The organism is Neorhizobium sp. NPDC001467, from assembly GCF_050275975.1.
Lineage (GTDB): Bacteria > Pseudomonadota > Alphaproteobacteria > Rhizobiales > Rhizobiaceae > Neorhizobium.
The window spans coordinates 70,949-88,006 of sequence record NZ_JBNNPS010000005.1 but is presented as its reverse complement, the minus strand read 5'-3'; the positions used below and the strand labels follow the sequence as shown (position 1 = coordinate 88,006).

At 60.0% G+C, this 17,058-nt stretch carries 17 protein-coding genes and 3 tRNA genes; 19 read left to right on the top strand and 1 reads right to left on the bottom strand.

From position 1 onward, the window contains the following. Window positions 1-23: 23 nt before the first annotated feature. Window positions 24-623, top strand: a complete 600-nt coding sequence (locus ACQKKX_RS12325) for an inorganic diphosphatase (RefSeq protein ID WP_427570984.1) — start codon at window positions 24-26, stop codon at window positions 621-623. Between the two features lie 461 nt (window positions 624-1,084). Here ACQKKX_RS12325 and ACQKKX_RS12320 read toward each other — a convergent pair. Next, window positions 1,085-1,160 (bottom strand) — tRNA-Val (locus ACQKKX_RS12320). Between the two features lie 284 nt (window positions 1,161-1,444). Here ACQKKX_RS12320 and ACQKKX_RS12315 point away from each other — a divergent pair. The 18 genes from ACQKKX_RS12315 to ACQKKX_RS12230 all read left to right on the top strand — a co-directional run bounded on the left by ACQKKX_RS12315 (window position 1,445) and on the right by ACQKKX_RS12230 (window position 17,050). Continuing rightward, window positions 1,445-1,521: transfer RNA gene (locus tag ACQKKX_RS12315), tRNA-Asp, on the top strand. 59 nt (window positions 1,522-1,580) lie between these two features. Further along, window positions 1,581-1,657, top strand: a tRNA-Asp gene (locus ACQKKX_RS12310). A 688-nt stretch (window positions 1,658-2,345) separates the two neighbouring features. Further along, window positions 2,346-2,711, top strand: coding sequence for an NADH-quinone oxidoreductase subunit A (locus tag ACQKKX_RS12305; RefSeq protein WP_427570983.1), 366 nt, complete (start codon window positions 2,346-2,348; stop codon window positions 2,709-2,711). Next, window positions 2,702-3,280 (top strand): NADH-quinone oxidoreductase subunit B, encoded by a 579-nt coding sequence (locus ACQKKX_RS12300; protein WP_209018769.1) that lies wholly within the window; start codon window positions 2,702-2,704, stop codon window positions 3,278-3,280. The genes ACQKKX_RS12305 and ACQKKX_RS12300 overlap by 10 nt, the downstream gene beginning before the upstream one ends. A 9-nt stretch (window positions 3,281-3,289) precedes the next feature. Then, window positions 3,290-3,892, top strand: a complete 603-nt coding sequence (locus ACQKKX_RS12295; RefSeq protein ID WP_427570982.1) for an NADH-quinone oxidoreductase subunit C — start codon at window positions 3,290-3,292, stop codon at window positions 3,890-3,892. Then, window positions 3,889-4,320 carry a GFA family protein gene (locus ACQKKX_RS12290; RefSeq protein WP_427570981.1) on the top strand — a complete coding sequence of 144 codons (432 nt, stop codon included), beginning with the start codon at window positions 3,889-3,891 and terminating at the stop codon, window positions 4,318-4,320. Before ACQKKX_RS12295 ends, ACQKKX_RS12290 begins: the two co-directional genes overlap by 4 nt. Beyond that, window positions 4,317-5,507 carry an NADH-quinone oxidoreductase subunit D gene (locus ACQKKX_RS12285; RefSeq protein WP_427570980.1) on the top strand — a complete coding sequence of 397 codons (1,191 nt, stop codon included), beginning with the start codon at window positions 4,317-4,319 and terminating at the stop codon, window positions 5,505-5,507. The genes ACQKKX_RS12290 and ACQKKX_RS12285 overlap by 4 nt, the downstream gene beginning before the upstream one ends. A gap of 52 nt (window positions 5,508-5,559) precedes the next feature. Continuing rightward, window positions 5,560-6,492 carry an NADH-quinone oxidoreductase subunit NuoE gene (gene nuoE / locus ACQKKX_RS12280; RefSeq protein ID WP_427570979.1) on the top strand — a complete coding sequence of 311 codons (933 nt, stop codon included), beginning with the start codon at window positions 5,560-5,562 and terminating at the stop codon, window positions 6,490-6,492. 72 nt (window positions 6,493-6,564) lie between these two features. Further along, window positions 6,565-6,819: a hypothetical protein gene (locus ACQKKX_RS12275; protein WP_427570978.1), complete on the top strand. Its 255-nt coding sequence runs from the start codon at window positions 6,565-6,567 to the stop codon at window positions 6,817-6,819. A gap of 3 nt (window positions 6,820-6,822) precedes the next feature. After that, the gene (gene nuoF, locus ACQKKX_RS12270) at window positions 6,823-8,127 is read left to right on the top strand and encodes an NADH-quinone oxidoreductase subunit NuoF (RefSeq protein WP_427570977.1); all 1,305 of its coding nucleotides are present in this window, start codon (window positions 6,823-6,825) and stop codon (window positions 8,125-8,127) included. 3 nt (window positions 8,128-8,130) lie between these two features. Continuing rightward, window positions 8,131-8,757: a 5' DNA nuclease gene (locus ACQKKX_RS12265; RefSeq protein ID WP_427570976.1), complete on the top strand. Its 627-nt coding sequence runs from the start codon at window positions 8,131-8,133 to the stop codon at window positions 8,755-8,757. A gap of 2 nt (window positions 8,758-8,759) precedes the next feature. Then, window positions 8,760-10,841, top strand: coding sequence for an NADH-quinone oxidoreductase subunit NuoG (gene nuoG / locus ACQKKX_RS12260; RefSeq protein ID WP_427570975.1), 2,082 nt, complete (start codon window positions 8,760-8,762; stop codon window positions 10,839-10,841). 10 nt (window positions 10,842-10,851) lie between these two features. Then, window positions 10,852-11,898 (top strand): NADH-quinone oxidoreductase subunit NuoH, encoded by a 1,047-nt coding sequence (gene nuoH / locus ACQKKX_RS12255; protein WP_427570974.1) that lies wholly within the window; start codon window positions 10,852-10,854, stop codon window positions 11,896-11,898. Window positions 11,899-11,938: 40 nt separating this feature from the next. Further along, window positions 11,939-12,433 carry an NADH-quinone oxidoreductase subunit NuoI gene (gene nuoI, locus ACQKKX_RS12250; RefSeq protein WP_427570973.1) on the top strand — a complete coding sequence of 165 codons (495 nt, stop codon included), beginning with the start codon at window positions 11,939-11,941 and terminating at the stop codon, window positions 12,431-12,433. A gap of 150 nt (window positions 12,434-12,583) precedes the next feature. Then, window positions 12,584-13,198, top strand: coding sequence for an NADH-quinone oxidoreductase subunit J (locus tag ACQKKX_RS12245; RefSeq protein ID WP_427570972.1), 615 nt, complete (start codon window positions 12,584-12,586; stop codon window positions 13,196-13,198). Window positions 13,199-13,222: 24 nt separating this feature from the next. Then, window positions 13,223-13,531, top strand: a complete 309-nt coding sequence (gene nuoK, locus ACQKKX_RS12240; protein ID WP_427570971.1) for an NADH-quinone oxidoreductase subunit NuoK — start codon at window positions 13,223-13,225, stop codon at window positions 13,529-13,531. 7 nt (window positions 13,532-13,538) lie between these two features. Beyond that, a complete protein-coding gene (nuoL, locus tag ACQKKX_RS12235) occupies window positions 13,539-15,536 on the top strand; it encodes an NADH-quinone oxidoreductase subunit L (RefSeq protein WP_427570970.1) in 1,998 nt (665 codons plus the stop codon). Further along, window positions 15,536-17,050, top strand: a complete 1,515-nt coding sequence (locus ACQKKX_RS12230) for an NADH-quinone oxidoreductase subunit M (protein WP_427570969.1) — start codon at window positions 15,536-15,538, stop codon at window positions 17,048-17,050. The genes nuoL and ACQKKX_RS12230 overlap by 1 nt, the downstream gene beginning before the upstream one ends. The last annotated feature ends 8 nt before the right edge of the window (window positions 17,051-17,058 follow it).

Genomic DNA, 17,058 nt, shown 5'->3' with positions numbered 1-17,058 from the left:
TCACTGATAAAAATGGGGTCTCCATGAAAACGCTTCTCATCGCCGCCGCCGTTCTGTCCGCCACCGCGAGCATCGCTGCTGCTGATTACGTCTCCTATCTCGACTTTCCGCAGAAGACGGATGACGGCAAGGAATTCAACGTCGCTATCGAGATCCCGCAGGGTAGCTTCACCAAGTATGAAATCGATGCCAAGACCGGTCATGTCGTCGTGGACCGTTACCAGTCCATGCCGGTCGTCTATCCCGGCAATTACGGCTCGATCACCAGTTCCCTTGGCGGTGACAACGATCCGCTCGACGCGATCGTCTACACCCGCGAACCGATCGTTCCGGGCGCCATCATCAAGGTTCGTCCGATCGGCGTTCTGAAGATGATCGATGGCGGTGAAGTTGACGACAAGATTGTCGCCGTGCCGACCAGCAAGATCGATCCCACTTACGACAACATCAAGGAAATCACCGACCTCCCGCAGATCGAGCAGGAGCGCCTCCAGGCCTTCTTCCGTGTCTATAAGCAACTGCCGGCCGGCCGCAAAGCTGTCGAGCTGAACGGCTTTGAAAACGCCGCGCATGCGGAAGGCGAGGTGGCCGAAGCCATTAAGGCCTACAAAGCCAAGAAGTAATCGCGGTTACCTGTGCCGACGATGGGAAAGGCCGGGTTCACCCGGCCTTTTTCGTGCTTCCTCCTTCTCGCCAGAGAGAGGAGACGTTCGAGCGCGAGCCGCCGGGGTGGCAACGACCTGCGCTCCAGCGGAGGATCGTCACCCATGGGCGCCTGCTCCCATCGGTGAGTGGTAGGGAGGGAAAGGGGAGGTACATGACGCGAACCCTGTACGCCGCGATGGCGCCTGTCAGTGATGGTCACAAGGGCTGGGGAACGGCGTCAGCCGGAGACGAAGGACGGCAGCCGCTATTGCTGACCTGAAGCGGCACGCGACACAATCTCGACCATGCTGTTGTGAATGGACGAAGGGACGCCGTGCGTTGCTTCCAGTTTGAACATACGCTGCGGTTTAGCGCTCAGCTGACCGGTTAAGGTCATGCCGCGTGAACAAAAAACCAAACTACATAAAGGAGATGAAAATGGTGGGCGATGAGAGACTCGAACTCCCGACATCCTCGGTGTAAACGAGGCGCTCTACCAACTGAGCTAATCGCCCTACGCTTCAAGCGGATCGTGTCCGCCGCGTCGGTGGCCGTGAGATATGCGGAAGCGCGGAAATCCGCAAGAGGCTTTTTCCGTTTTTTTGAAAAATTTGCGACAGATATGGGGAAATCTCCGTCTGGCGGAGAGCTGGTTGGGGAAAGTTGATTTCGTCATTCTTTTGTCGTCAAAACTTGTTGACACCCGTCCGCGAACCTCTTAGTGAGCGCTCATCCCAAGCGGTTGAGGCCGCCGGGGGAAGGGAAGCTTCTTATTCGAATGCTTCGTTTCGAGATAAGTGCGGGTGTAGCTCAGTTGGTTAGAGTGCCGGCCTGTCACGCCGGAGGTCGCGGGTTCGAGCCCCGTCACTCGCGCCACTATCTCTTCCTCAAACTCTTCTTTCACTTCGGTGGAAGATCGCCGCAAGGCAAAATGCGCGGGTGTAGCTCAGTCGGTTAGAGTGCCGGCCTGTCACGCCGGAGGTCGCGGGTTCGAGCCCCGTCACTCGCGCCATTTCTCTTCATTCTTCCAAGTTCCTAGAGTCCCATTTGTTGGTGCGCATCGGTTCTGCGAACCATCTCGTGCCCATGAGTTCTGTCAGGCAATCTGCGCTTCCCTCTTCCAGAGGCTCTTCTGATGCGTGGCTACATGCCTGCGGTCGCAAACGCATTGCTGGGACTGCCATAGGCTGACCAGCATGGTGCTAGGTATGTGCTGCTGCAGGAGCGACGTCGTCCCGTTGGCAGCCGCGCGGCGCAGCCGTCCTCCTCGCGTGGGAAGCTAAGCTACTGATTGCATTGGGCATGTAGGTGTGCGACGTGACGGTTGATTCCGATTGCGCGATGCCTGCGCGCTATCGTCGCAGCTGAGCGACGATTGTGCCGGGGTCGCCCGCAAAATATGCCGACAAGATCGCGCAAAAATCCCCGAAAAGCTTGATGTTTTCAGTCCAGTTCCTAAATTAGGTGCAATGCCACCGATCGTCATGGCGGGGCTTTCCCGGCACTTCATGGCTTTTCTCCACATGCTGCGACCTTTCGTCGTCTTTCGCGTCATTTTGGAGTGGGGGTTGGGGGCTAAACCTCTTGCGCGTGGGGCTGTCCTGCGATAGTCAGCGCTTGTTGCAATGCACGTTCGCTTGGCCAGTGCATAAGTGTTGGGCGCTTGCCCCTCGCTTGCGGTCAGGCAGGGATGAAATACAATGACTGAACTTCTCAGTTCCTATCTCCCGATCGCGATCTTCATCGGCATTTCCATGGTGATCGGTCTGGCGCTGCTGATCGCGCCCTTCGCGGTGGCCTACAAGGCACCGGATCCGGAAAAGCTCTCCGCTTTCGAATGCGGTTTCAACGCCTTCGATGACGCGCGCATAAAGTTCGATATCCGGTTCTATCTGGTTTCGATCCTGTTCATCATCTTTGATCTGGAAGTCGCCTTCCTGTTCCCCTGGGCCGTGTCCTTCGGTGAAATGGGCTGGTTCGGCTTCTGGTCCATGATGGTGTTCCTTGGCGTGCTCACCATCGGCTTCATCTACGAATGGAAGAAGGGAGCTCTCGAATGGGAATGACCGGAAACACGCTCGTCGCGCAAAAGCCGAAGGGCATCCTTGATCCGGCGACCGGCAAACCTGTCGGCGCCACCGATCCGTTTTTCACCGATGTCGATAACGAGCTGGCCGACAAGGGCTTTCTCGTCACCTCGACCGACGAGCTGATCACCTGGGCGCGCACCGGCTCGCTGATGTGGATGCAGTTCGGTCTGGCCTGTTGCGCCGTTGAAGGCCTGATGCAGGCCTCCGGTCCGCGTTACGACATGGAGCGCTTTGGGGTCGCGCCGCGCGCTTCGCCGCGCCAGTCGGACGTGATGATCGTTGCCGGCACGTTGACCAACAAGATGGCGCCCGCACTCCGCAAGGTCTACGACCAGATGCCGGAGCCGCGTTACGTCATCTCCATGGGTTCCTGCGCCAATGGCGGCGGTTATTATCACTATTCCTATTCGGTGGTGCGCGGCTGTGACCGCGTCGTGCCGGTAGACATCTACGTGCCGGGCTGTCCCCCCACGGCAGAAGCGCTGCTTTACGGCGTGCTTCTGCTGCAGAAGAAGATCCGCCGCACCGGCACGATCGAGCGCTGAGGGGAAGTCATGAGCGAAGTTCTCGACCAACTTTCGACTTATATCCGTGAGGCGCGGGGCCATCTGGTTTCCGCAGCCGAGATCGCCTATGGCGAACTCACCTTGACGACGAACCGCGACAATATCGTTGAGCTCCTGGCATTCCTGCGCGATGATCCGCAGGGCGGTTTCGTGAGCTTCATCGATGTTTCGGGTGTCGATTGGCCGCAGCGCCCCGACCGTTTCGATGTGGTTTATCACCTGCTCTCGCCGAAGCGGAACCTTCGTCTGCGTGTGAAGCTCTCGGTCGCCGAGGATGTCTCGGTTCCGTCCGTCACGGGCGTTTACAAAGGTGCCGACTGGTTCGAGCGGGAAATCTGGGATCTCTACGGCGTGCCGTTCTCGGGCCATCCGGACATGCGCCGTATCGTCACCGATTACGGTTTCCAGGGGCATCCGCTGCGAAAGGACTTTCCGCTCACAGGTTTCGTCGAGGTCCGTTACGACGACCAGCTCAAGCGCGTCGTCTATGAGCCTGTCGAGCTGCGCCAGGAGTTCCGCAATTTCGACTTTACGTCGCCATGGGAAGGCACGGACTATGTGCTGCCCGGAGATGAAAAGGCGCAGTCATGAGTGGCGAAGCGCACGGGCAACAGGGGCAGTGCCTCTGCGGCGCTGTCCGTTTTGATGCTTTGATCGCGAAGCAGGAATTTTCCGCCTGTCACTGTTCCATGTGCCGGCGGTGGACCGGCGGTGTCTTTCTCGCCGTGGAGTGCGAAAGCGTCGAGCTGAACGAGCGGGCGCCTTTGGGTGTCTACACGTCTTCGGAATGGGGTGAGCGCTGCTTCTGCATGGCCTGCGGCACAACAGTCATGTGGCGGTCCAAGGACGGCGCGCATAGTGCGGTGTCTCTCCAGGCTTTCGACAACCCGTCCGAATTCACGTTCGCATCGCAGATTTTCGTGGATGAGAAGCCGTCGAGCTACTCGTTCTCGAACACGACACGGAACATGACCGGTCCCGAATTCATCGCCATGGTTACGGCCGGAGCGCAACAATGACTGAACATAACGTCCGCAATTTCACGATCAACTTTGGCCCGGAGCATCCTTCCGCGCACGGCGTTCTGCGCCTTGTGCTGGAACTCGACGGCGAAATCGTTGAACGCGTTGATCCGCATATCGGTCTGCTGCATCGCGGCACCGAAAAGCTGATGGAAACCAAGACCTATCTTCAGGCGCTGCCATATCTGGACCGTCTCGACTACGTCGCGCCGATGAACCAGGAGCATGCCTACTGTCTGGCGATCGAGAAGCTGTTGGGTCTTGAGGTTCCGATCCGCGGCCAGCTGATCCGCGTTCTTTATTCGGAAATCAGCCGTATCCTGTCGCATATCATGAACGTCACGACCCAGGCCATGGACGTCGGTGCCATGACCCCGCCGGTCTGGGGTTTCGAAGAGCGCGAAAAGCTGATGATCTTCTACGAGCGCGCTTCCGGCGCCCGTATGCACGCAGCCTATTTCCGCCCGGGCGGCGTTCACCAGGATCTGCCGCAGCAGCTTGTGGAAGATATCGGCGCGTGGTGCGATGCTTTCCCGAAGGTTCTCGACGATATCGAAGGCCTGCTCACCGGCAACCGCATTTTCAAGCAGCGGAATGTCGATATCGGCGTGATCTCGCTGGAAGACGCGTGGAACTGGAGCATGTCGGGCGTGATGGTGCGTGGCTCGGGTGCCGCCTGGGACTTGCGCAAGTCGCAGCCTTATGAATGCTACGCCGATCTGGATTTCGACATCCCGATTGGCAAGAATGGTGACTGTTTCGATCGCTACCTCGTGCGCATGGCCGAAATGCGCGAATCGGTAAAGATCATGAAGCAGTGCGTTGCCCGCCTGCTTGGTGATGCCAAGACCGGTCCGATCTCGGCTGCGGACGGCAAGGTTGTCCCGCCCAAGCGCGGCGAGATGAAGCGCTCGATGGAAGCGCTCATCCATCACTTCAAGCTCTATACCGAGGGTTTCCACGTACCGGCCGGCGAAGTCTATGCGGCCGTCGAAGCGCCGAAGGGCGAATTCGGTGTCTACCTCGTCGCCGACGGTTCCAACAAGCCTTACCGCTGCAAGCTGCGTGCGCCTGGTTTCGCGCATCTGCAGGCCATGGATTACATGTCGACTGGCCATCAGCTGGCGGACGTTACCGCAATCCTCGGTTCGCTCGATATCGTGTTCGGGGAGGTGGATCGCTGATGCATTCGCTCCCGACCATGATTGCAATATTCTGAATAGGACGTGATCTAGAATGTCTGTTCGTCGACTAGCCGAAGACCAGTTCCAGCCTGCAACTTTTGCATTCAACGCGGAAAACACCGTGTTCGAAGCCGCGACCATTGCAAAATATCCCGAGGGGCGTCAGCAGTCTGCCGTCATCCCGCTATTGATGCGCGCGCAGGAACAGGATGGCTGGGTTACCAAGGCAACGATCGAATATGTCGCCCAGAAGCTTTCCATGCCGTATATCCGCGTGCTGGAAGTGGCGACCTTCTATACTCAGTTCCAGCTGAAACCCGTCGGCACCAAGGCGCATATTCAGGTCTGTGGCACGACCCCCTGCATGCTGCGCGGCTCCGACGAGCTGATCAAGGTCTGTCAGAACAAGATTCATCACGATCCCTTCCATCTCAACGAGGGCGGCACGCTGTCCTGGGAAGAGGTCGAATGTCAGGGCGCATGCGTCAACGCGCCAATGGTCATCATCTTCAAGGATGCCTATGAGGACCTGACGCCGGAGCGCCTCGAGCAGATCATCGACGAGTTTGAAGCCGGCAGGGGCGCCGACGTTCCCGTTGGTCCTCAAAACGGTCGTCACCTGTCGGCACCTGAAGGCGGACCGCTGACGCTGACCGGCGATATTAAGCCGGTGCGCACCAATCTGGAGCCGAAGCCGGAGCCCGTCGCCGAGGGCGCGTCCGTGCCGCCGTCGGATGCAGGCCGTCCGAAGGACACCGCAGCGGAAACGGATCCGACCCTCAAGACCCCGGCGACCGCACCGGGCGCCGCAGCGGCTAACGCCAAAGAAGCGGAAAAGGGCAAGTCCACCACGACGCCGGCGCAAAAACCCGATGTCAAGCGCCGCGGCAGCAAGGCCGAGGGCGCGCCAGCCCCGGAAGGCGCCATTGCCGGTGAAGACAAGCCAAAGCGCACGCGCAAGGCCAAGCCGGAAGGGGAGGCATGATGACCGCCGTGCTCGCATCTCGTCATGGAACCCGCTACACTGCTCGCAGCGTCGAGCGGTAGGGGGAGAGCCATGGCGGAAGTCACCAACGATCTGATCTACGAAAACTTGAAGTCGATGCAGGGACATCTGTCCAATGTTGATGACAAGCTCGCAGCTATCGATGGGCGGCTGGATTCACTTACGTCTCAGGTCCGTGGCCTGGCTATGGAAATGAACGGTGCTCACGGCGATATCGCCAACATCTATAAAATTCTCGGACGCATGGACGGGCGCATCACGCGCATCGAAAAGCGCCTCGACATTATCGAAGAACCGGCGGAATAGGCCATGTTGAACGATCAGGATCGCATCTTTACGAACATCTACGGTCTCAAGGACAAGTCCTTGAAGGGCGCGATGAGCCGTGGCCATTGGGATGGCACCAAGCAGATCATCGAAAACGGCCGTGACTGGATCATCAACGAAATGAAGGCCTCCGGTCTTCGTGGTCGTGGTGGCGCCGGCTTTCCGACCGGCCTGAAATGGTCCTTCATGCCGAAGGAATCGGATGGTCGTCCGCATTACCTCGTCGTCAATGCCGACGAATCCGAGCCGGGTACCTGCAAGGATCGGGAAATCATGCGCAACGATCCGCATACGCTGATCGAAGGCTGCGTGATCGCCGGTTTCGCCATGGGCGCGCACACTGCCTATATCTATGTTCGCGGCGAATACATGCGCGAGCGCGAAGCCCTGCAGGCGGCGATCGACGAATGCTACGATGCCGGCCTCTTGGGCAAGAACAACAAGAACGGCTGGGATTACGACATCTACGTCCACCATGGCGCGGGCGCCTACATCTGCGGCGAAGAAACGGCGCTGCTCGAAAGCCTTGAAGGCAAGAAGGGGCAGCCGCGTCTGAAACCGCCTTTCCCCGCAAACATGGGCCTCTATGGCTGCCCGACCACGGTCAACAACGTTGAATCCATCGCTGTTGCTCCGACCATCCTGCGTCGTGGCGCCGGCTGGTTCTCGTCGATCGGTCGCCCGAACAATGTCGGAACCAAGCTGTTCATGATTTCCGGTCACGTCAACAAGCCGTGCACCGTCGAGGAAGCCATGAGCATCCCGTTCCGCGAACTGATCGAGACCCATGCCGGTGGCATTCGCGGCGGTTGGGACAACCTGCTTGCCGTCATTCCCGGCGGCGCCTCCTGTCCGGTCATCAAGGGCGAGGACATGGGCGACGCGATCATGGATTTCGACGGCATGCGCGACAAGAAGTCGTCTTTTGGCACGGCCGCGATCATCGTCATGGACAAGTCCACCGACATCATTCGCGCCATTGCCCGTCTGTCGGCCTTCTTCAAGCATGAAAGCTGCGGCCAGTGCACGCCGTGCCGCGAAGGTACCGGCTGGATGTGGCGCGTGATGGAGCGCATGGTGAAGGGCAATGCCCAGAAGCGCGAAATCGACATGCTGCTGCAGGTCACCAAGCAGATCGAAGGCCACACCATCTGCGCGCTCGGTGACGCGGCTGCATGGCCGGTTCAGGGCCTGATCCGCAATTTCCGCCCGGAGATCGAAAAGCGCATCGACGAATACACCTACCGCTCGACGTCGGAAGGCGCCGTGCTGGAAGCTGCGGAGTAAGGCATGGCTTCGCCGGAGGAGAGAGAGACAGGGCAGGGGGCATCGACGGCAAAGCCGGCGTTCGGCTCGTCCTGGCCCGGTTTCGATCCGGCCTCGCTGACGCTCAATCCGATGATGACCAATCCTGCGGCCGCCATGGCAGCGATGACGCAGATCGGCATCGAGTTGCAGACGCAGTTTGCGAGCGCGATGTTCGGCATGATGCAGAACGCCATGGACGCCAGCCAGCGTCTGTACGAGACGCTGGAGGACATGGCCCGCGAACCTGCTGCCGCAGAAGCCGAGAAGGCCGAAGCCCCGGCGCCAACGGCCGCGAAGACAGGAGCCGGCAAGGCTGCTGCACCGGCCAAAGCGAAAGATGATTTGAAACGGATCTCGGGTCTCGGGCCCAAGATCGAGACGAAGCTGAACGGCCTAGGTGTCAACACCCTGGCCGAGATCGCCGAATGGAGCACTGAGCAGGCTGCCCGCGTCGATGCCGAACTTGGCCTGGATGGCCGCGTGACGCGCGATGACTGGGTTGGCCAAGCGAACGCGCTGACCTCCGGCGCACAGGAATTGCCACCGGTTAGGGCCCAGAACACAACGGCTGGGGCCCGCAAGACCGGCGGACGGAAAAACAGGACGTAACGATGACGAAGCTCAAGGTTGACGGCAAGGAAATCGAGGTTCCGGACCACTTCACGCTGCTGCAGGCATGCGAGGAGGCGGGTGCCGAAGTGCCGCGTTTCTGTTTCCACGAACGTCTGTCTGTTGCCGGCAACTGCCGCATGTGTCTGGTCGAGGTGAAGGGTGGGCCACCGAAGCCGGCAGCCTCCTGCGCCATGGGCGTGCGCGATATCCGCGGTGGTCCGAACGGCGAGCTTCCGGAAGTCTATACCAACACGCCGATGGTCAAGAAGGCCCGCGAAGGCGTGATGGAATTCCTGCTGATCAACCACCCGCTGGATTGTCCGATCTGCGATCAGGGCGGTGAATGCGACCTGCAGGACCAAGCCATGGCTTTTGGTATCGACAGTTCGCGCTACACTGAAAACAAGCGCGCCGTCGAAGACAAGTATATCGGCCCGCTGGTGAAAACCGTGATGAACCGCTGCATTCACTGCACGCGCTGCGTCCGCTTCACCACGGAAGTTGGCGGCATTTCGGAACTGGGCCTGATCGGCCGCGGCGAAGATGCCGAAATCACCACCTATCTCGAGCAGGCGATGACGTCTGAGTTGCAGGGCAACGTCGTTGACCTTTGCCCGGTTGGCGCGCTCACCTCCAAGCCGTTCGCCTTCACTGCGCGTCCGTGGGAACTCGGCAAGACCGAATCGATCGATGTCATGGACGCCGTCGGTTCGGCGATCCGCGTCGATACCCGCGGTCGCGAAGTCATGCGCATCATGCCGCGCGTCAACGAGCAGGTGAACGAGGAGTGGATCTCCGACAAGACCCGCTTCATCTGGGATGGCCTGAAGACCCAGCGTCTCGATCGTCCGTATGTGCGCCGCGATGGCCGCCTGCAGGCGGCGACCTGGGGCGAAGCCTTTGCCGCCATCAAAACGGCGGTGGCCGCGGCGGCCGCTGACAAGATCGGCGCGATCGCCGGAGACCTCGCCTCTGTCGAGGAAATGTACGCGCTGAAGGCGCTGATCGCCTCGCTCGGATCGGAAAACCTTGACTGCCGTCAGGACGGTGCAGCGCTCGATCCGTCGCTCGGCCGTTCAAGCTACATCTTCAATCCGACCATAGAAGGCATTGAAAAGGCTGACGCGCTCCTCATTATCGGGGCAAACCCGCGCTACGAAGCGGCTGTTCTAAACGCCCGTATTCGCAAGCGTTTCCGCCGCGGCAATTTCCCGATCGGTCTGATCGGCGAGCCGGGCGTCATGCGCTGGGATTTCGAATATCTGGGCGCTGGCCCGGACACGCTCTCCGACCTCGTCGACAACGGCAACAGCTTCATCGACAAGCTCAACGCCGCCAAGAACCCGATGATCATCGTCGGTTCGGGCGCGGTTGCCCGCGCTGATGGTGCGGCGATCCTTGCCACGGCCGCGCGTCTTGCCGCTTCCGTCGGCGCCATTACCGAAGAGTGGAACGGCTTCGGCCTGCTCCACACCGCCGCCTCGCGTGTCGGCGGCCTCGACCTCGGCTTCGTGCCGGGCGCCAACGGTGCCGATGCCGCCACCATGCTGAAGGCGATGGACGTGCTCTTCCTGCTCGGCGCCGACGAGATGGATTTTTCCGCCAAGGGCGCAAAATTCACCGTTTACATCGGCAGCCATGGCGATGCCGGCGCGCACACCGCCGATGTCATTCTGCCGGCTGCAGCCTATACCGAAAAGTCGGGCACCTGGGTCAATCTCGAAGGTCGCGTCCAGATGGGCAACCGTGCCGGCTTCGCGCCGGGCGAAGCGCGCGAAGACTGGGCCATCCTGCGTGCGCTGTCCGACGTTCTCGGCCACAAGCTGCCGTTCGACAGCCTTTCGGCCCTTCGCGCCCGACTCTATGCGGATCATCCGCATTTTGCCGCGCTCGACGAGATCGCCGTCGGCAGCGTCGATGACGTGGCAAAACTGTCCCTGAAAGCCGGCCGCGCCGACAAGGCGGCCTTCACGTCGCCGATCAAGGACTTCTATCTGACGAACCCGATCGCCCGCGCGTCTGCCGTCATGGCGGAATGCTCGGCATTGGCCCGCAACAACTTCCAGGTTGCAGCGGAGTAAGGGCAAGACAATGGATTCTATCTTTTCGACCTATATCTGGCCGGCCCTGATCATTGTCGGGCACTCGCTGCTGACGCTGGTCTGCCTTCTGGTCTTCATCGCCTTCATCCTGCTTGCCGACCGTAAGGTCTGGGCAAACGTGCAGCTGCGCCGCGGCCCCAACGTCGTCGGTCCGTTCGGCCTGTTCCAGTCCTTTGCCGACCTGATCAAGTTCGTCCTGAAAGAGCCGATCATCCCGGCAGGTGCCAACAAGGTGGTTTTCCTGCTCGCTCCGCTCGTTTCGGTGACACTGGCGCTTGCCACCTGGGCGGTCATCCCGCTCAATGATGGCTGGGCGGTTGCCAACATCAATGTCGGTATCCTCTACATTTTCGCGATCTCCTCGCTCGAAGTCTACGGCGTCATCATGGCCGGCTGGGCGTCGAACTCGAAATATCCGTTCCTCGGCGCGCTACGCTCGGCGGCGCAGATGGTGTCCTACGAAGTCTCGATCGGCATCGTCATCGTCACCGTTCTTCTCTGCGTCGGTTCGCTGAACCTGCAGGATATCGTCTACGCCCAGAGGACCGGCCTCGGCACGATGATCGGTCTGCCGAACACGTTCCTCGACTGGCACTGGCTGTCGCTCTTCCCGATGTTCGTGGTGTTCTTCATCTCGGGCCTGGCTGAGACCAACCGTCCGCCTTTCGACCTTCCGGAAGCGGAATCCGAACTCGTCGCCGGTTACATGGTCGAGTATTCCTCGGCGCCGTACATGATGTTGATGCTCAGCGAATATGCGGCCATCATGCTGATCTGCTCGCTGACCACGATCCTGTTCCTGGGAGGCTGGCTGCCGCCGTTCGATTTCTGGCTGATCAACTGGGTTCCGGGCGTCATCTGGTTCCTGCTAAAGGTCATCTTCGTGTTCTTCGGGTTCGCGATGGCCAAGGCGATCGTGCCCCGCTACCGCTACGACCAGCTGATGCGTCTCGGCTGGAAGGTCTTCCTTCCGCTCTCGCTCGGCATGCTGGTCATTGTTGCATTCGTACTGAAGCTGACGGGATGGGCTGGCTGATGACGGCCCGCCACCCGCTCGGTTCATTTGGAGAATAAAGATGGCCGCTCTGTCACAAGCCGTCGGTTCGCTGTTCCTGAAGGAATTCGTCGCCGCTTTTGCGCTGACGTTCAAATATCTGTTCTTCCGTCAGAAGGCGACGATCAACTACCCGTTCGAAAAGGGCCCGGTTAGCCCGCGCTTCCGCGGCGAACATGCGCTGCGCCGTTATCCCAACGGTGAGGAACGCTGCATCGCCTGCAAGCTGTGCGAAGCCATCTGTCCCGCTCAGGCGATCACCATCGAAGCCGGCCCTCGCCGCAATGACGGCACCCGCCGCACGGTGCGTTACGACATCGACATGGTGAAGTGCATCTATTGCGGTTTCTGCCAGGAAGCTTGCCCGGTCGACGCTATCGTCGAAGGCCCGAACTTCGAGTTCTCGACGGAAACCCGCGAAGAACTCTATTTCGACAAGGCCAAGCTGCTCGCCAACGGCGATCGCTGGGAACGGGAAATCGCCCGCAACCTGCAGCAGGACGCGCCCTATCGCTGATAGGGCCGGCTGAACAGCAGTTGAAATGTCCCGCGGCCATCAGGCAGCGGGAACGTAGATGACAAATGTCTGGACGGCAGCGGCCGCCAGGTCCGACGGGGAGGGGCCTTTGTTCAAGGGCCTTGCCGGGGAAGACGAGAAGGCACCAAGATGGGTCTGCACGCTATATTCTTTTATCTTTTCGCCTTCGTCGCGGTGGCGTCGGCGGTCATGGTCGTGTCGGCCCGGAACCCGGTCCACTCGGTCCTCTTCCTGATCCTCGTGTTCTTCAATTCGGCAGGACTGTTCCTGATGACCGGTGCCGAGTTTCTGGCGATGCTGCTTCTGGTCGTCTATATTGGCGCGGTCGCGGTTCTCTTCCTCTTCGTCGTCATGATGCTCGATATCGACTTCGCTGAATTCCGCTCGGGCGTGCTGCAGTATGCGCCGATCGGCGCGCTGGTCGGCCTCGTGGTCGCCGCCGAACTGATCCTCGTGGTCGGGAGCTCGGTTCTGTCGCCCCAGGCGGCCAAGTCGGTCGCCATGCCGATGCCGCCGGTTGGTGACCGCCAGAACACCGCCGCCCTCGGCGATGTGCTCTACACCCATTACGTCTACTTCTTCGAAGTGGCCGGCCTCGTGCTCCTCGTCGCCATGATCGGCGCGATCGTGCTGACGCTGCGCCATCGTCAGAACATCAAGCGGCAGAATATCGCCCGCCAGGTTGCTCGCACGCCGGAAACCGGTGTCGAGATCGTCAAGGTCAAGTCGGGCCAGGGCCTCTAAAGAGCGGGACAAGGACAAGAAATTATGGAAATCGGACTTTCCCATTACCTGACGGTCAGCGCCATCCTTTTCACGATCGGCGTGTTCGGCATCTTCCTGAACCGAAAGAACGTCATCATCATCCTGATGTCGGTCGAACTGATCCTGCTCGCGGTCAACCTCAACATGGTGGCCTTCTCGTCGTTCCTCAACGACATCGCCGGCCAGGTGTTCGCATTGTTCATCCTGACGGTTGCTGCGGCGGAAGCGGCGATCGGGCTTGCAATTCTCGTGGTCTTCTACCGCAACCGCGGCTCCATCGCGGTCGAAGACGTCAATATGATGAAGGGCTGATCGGGTCATGATCTACAAGGCAATCGTCTTTCTTCCCCTGATCGGCTTCCTGATCGCCGGCCTTTTTGGCCGCCAGATCGGCGCCAAGGCATCGGAATACGTCACCACCGGGCTGATGATCGTCGCGGCAATCCTGTCGTGGATCGTCTTCTTCGACGTTGCGCTCGGTCACTCAGAGGGCGAGGTCATCAAGGCCGTCGTCATGCGCTGGATCCAGTCCGGCGGCATCGATGTCGAATGGACTTTCCGCATCGATACGCTGAGCGCGATCATGTTCGTCGTGGTCAATACCGTGTCGACGCTCGTGCATCTTTATTCGATCGGCTATATGCATCACGACGAGCATCGTCCGCGTTTCTTCGCGTACCTGTCGCTTTTCACCTTCGCGATGCTGATGCTCATCACCGCCGACAACCTGCTGCAGATGTTCTTCGGCTGGGAAGGCGTGGGTCTGGCGTCCTATCTGCTGATCGGCTTCTGGTTCAAGAAGCCGTCCGCTTCGGCTGCCGCCATGAAGGCCTTCATCGTCAACCGCGTCGGTGACTTCGGTTTCATCCTCGGCATCGCCGGCGTCTTCGTGCTGTTTGGTTCGATCAATTTCGAAACCATCTTCGCCGCGGCCGCCACCTACCTGCCGCATGAAGGTGCTGCCGACGCCAATGCTGTTGTCGCCAACTTCTTCGGCATGGAGCTGACCAGGAGCACGGCCATCACCGTCACGTGCCTCCTTCTCTTCATGGGCGCGATGGGTAAGTCGGCGCAGTTCCTGCTGCACACCTGGCTGCCGGACGCGATGGAAGGCCCGACCCCGGTTTCGGCCCTCATTCACGCTGCAACCATGGTCACCGCCGGCGTCTTCCTCGTCGCCCGCATGTCGCCGATCTTTGAACTGTCGCCGGATGCGCTTCTGGTCGTCACCATCATCGGTGCCATCACCGCCTTCTTCGCGGCAACTGTCGGCCTCGTGCAGAACGACATCAAACGCGTCATCGCCTATTCGACCTGCTCGCAGCTCGGTTACATGTTCGTGGCGCTCGGCGTCGGTGCTTATGGCGCGGCCGTCTTCCACCTGTTCACGCACGCCTTCTTCAAGGCGCTCCTGTTCCTTTGCGCCGGTTCGGTCATCCACGCCGTTGACGGAGAGCAGGACATGCGCCACATGGGCGGCCTGCGTCCGCACATCAAGGTCACCTTCGCGATGATGCTGATCGGCACGCTCGCCATTACCGGCGTCGGCATACCGTTCACTCCGGTCGGTTTTGCCGGCTTCTTCTCCAAGGACTTCATCATCGAAGCGACCTACGCATCGCATTCGCCGGCTTCCGGCTTTGCCTTCACGCTTCTGGTGATCGCGGCGATGTTCACGAGCTTCTATTCGTGGCGCCTGATCTTCCTTACCTTCTTCGGCAAGCCGCGTGCGAGCCACGAGGTCATGCACCACGTGCATGAAAGCCCGCAGGTCATGCTGGTACCGCTTTACATCCTCGCCATCGGTGCGGTTGTCGCCGGCTTCGTGTTCAAGGAATTCTTCTACGGTCACGAATACGATGTGTTCTGGAAGGGCGCGCTGTTCACATCCGAGCACAACGAACTGCTGCACGAATTCCACCACGTGCCGGCTCTCGTTGCTCTGGCGCCGTTCATTGCCATGGTCATCGGTTTTGTGACCGCCTGGTATTTCTACATCAAGTCGCCGGAGACCCCGAAGCGTCTGGCCGCGTCGCAGCAGGGCCTTTACCAGTTCCTGCTCAACAAGTGGTACTTTGACGAACTCTACGACTTCCTGTTCGTTCGTCCTGCCAAGGCTTTCGGCCGCTTCCTTTGGAAGAAGGGTGACGTCGCCGTCATCGACCATTACGGCCCGAACGGCATCGCCGCCCGTGTTGTCGACGTCACGCGCAATGTCGTGCGTCTGCAGTCCGGTTACCTTTATCATTATGCGTTTGCGATGCTGATCGGCATCGCCGCCCTCGTCACCTGGATGATGCTCGGGAGTTCCTTCTGATGACCGATTGGCCCATTCTCTCAACGGTCACCTTCCTGCCGCTGGTCGGCGTGGTGCTCCTGCTCCTTACCGGGCAGGAGGGCGCGAACGGCCGCCGCAATGTCCTGAACATTTCGCTGGCGACCACCGTCGTCACCTTCATCGTGTCTCTGTTCATCTGGATCGGCTTCGACAATTCGAACGCCGGCTTCCAGATGGTAGAAAAGCATGAGTGGCTCGGCACCGGCATTTCCTACCACCTCGGCGTCGACGGCATTTCCATGCTGTTCGTCATCCTCACCACTTTCCTCATGCCCTTCTGCGTGCTGGCAAGCTGGGAAGCGATCGAACACCGCATCAAGGAATACATGATCTCCTTCCTGCTTCTGCAGGTGGCGATGACCGGCGTGTTCGTTTCGCTCGACATCGTTCTGTTCTACGTATTCTTCGAAGCGACCCTGATCCCGATGTTCATCATCATCGGCGTCTGGGGCGGCAAGGATCGCGTCTACGCATCCTACAAGCTCTTCCTCTACACGCTGCTCGGCTCGGTTCTGATGATGCTCGCCATCATGGCCATGTACTGGAACGCGGGCACGACAGATATCGTCGAACTTCTGAAGCACGGCTTCCCGGCCGGCATGCAGACCTGGCTTTTCCTCGCCTGCTTCGCCGCCTTTGCCGTCAAGATGCCGATGTGGCCGGTCCATACCTGGCTTCCGGATGCGCACGTTCAGGCCCCGACCGCAGGTTCGGTCATCCTGGCCGGCGTCATGCTGAAGCTCGGCGGTTACGGTATGATCCGTATCCTCTTGCAGATGTTCCCGCTGGCGTCCGACTACTTCGCGCCGATGGTCTTTGCGCTCTCCGTCATCGCCATCATCTACACCTCGCTGGTGGCGATGATGCAGGACGACATCAAGAAGCTGATCGCCTATTCCTCGGTCGCCCACATGGGCTACGTGACCATGGGTATCTTCGCCGCCAATATGCAAGGCGTGCAGGGTGCTGTGTTCCAGATGCTGTCGCACGGTATCGTCTCGGGCGCGCTCTTCCTCTGCGTCGGCGTGGTCTATGACCGCCTGCACACCCGCGAGATCTCCGCTTACGGCGGCCTCGTCAACAACATGCCAAAGTATGCCGTGGCGATGATGATCTTCACCATGGCAAACGTCGGCCTGCCGGGTACGTCGGGCTTCATCGGCGAATTCCTGACCCTGATCGGCGTCTTCCGCGTCAACACCTGGGTCGCGCTGTTTGCCGCAACCGGCGTCATCCTTTCGGCTGCCTATGCTCTTTGGCTCTATCGCCGCGTCATCTTCGGGGCACTCGAAAAGGAAAACCTCAAGCAGATGCTTGACCTGTCGACGCGCGAGAAGGTGCTTCTCTACCCGCTGATCGCGCTCACCATCTTCTTCGGCTTCTACCCTGCGCCGGTATTCGACGTGACTGCCGCGTCGGTCGACGCGCTGGTCAACAATTACTCGGCAGCCCTGCAGGCAGCGCAAAAGCTTGCGCTCGCAGTAACGCACTGAGACGGGAC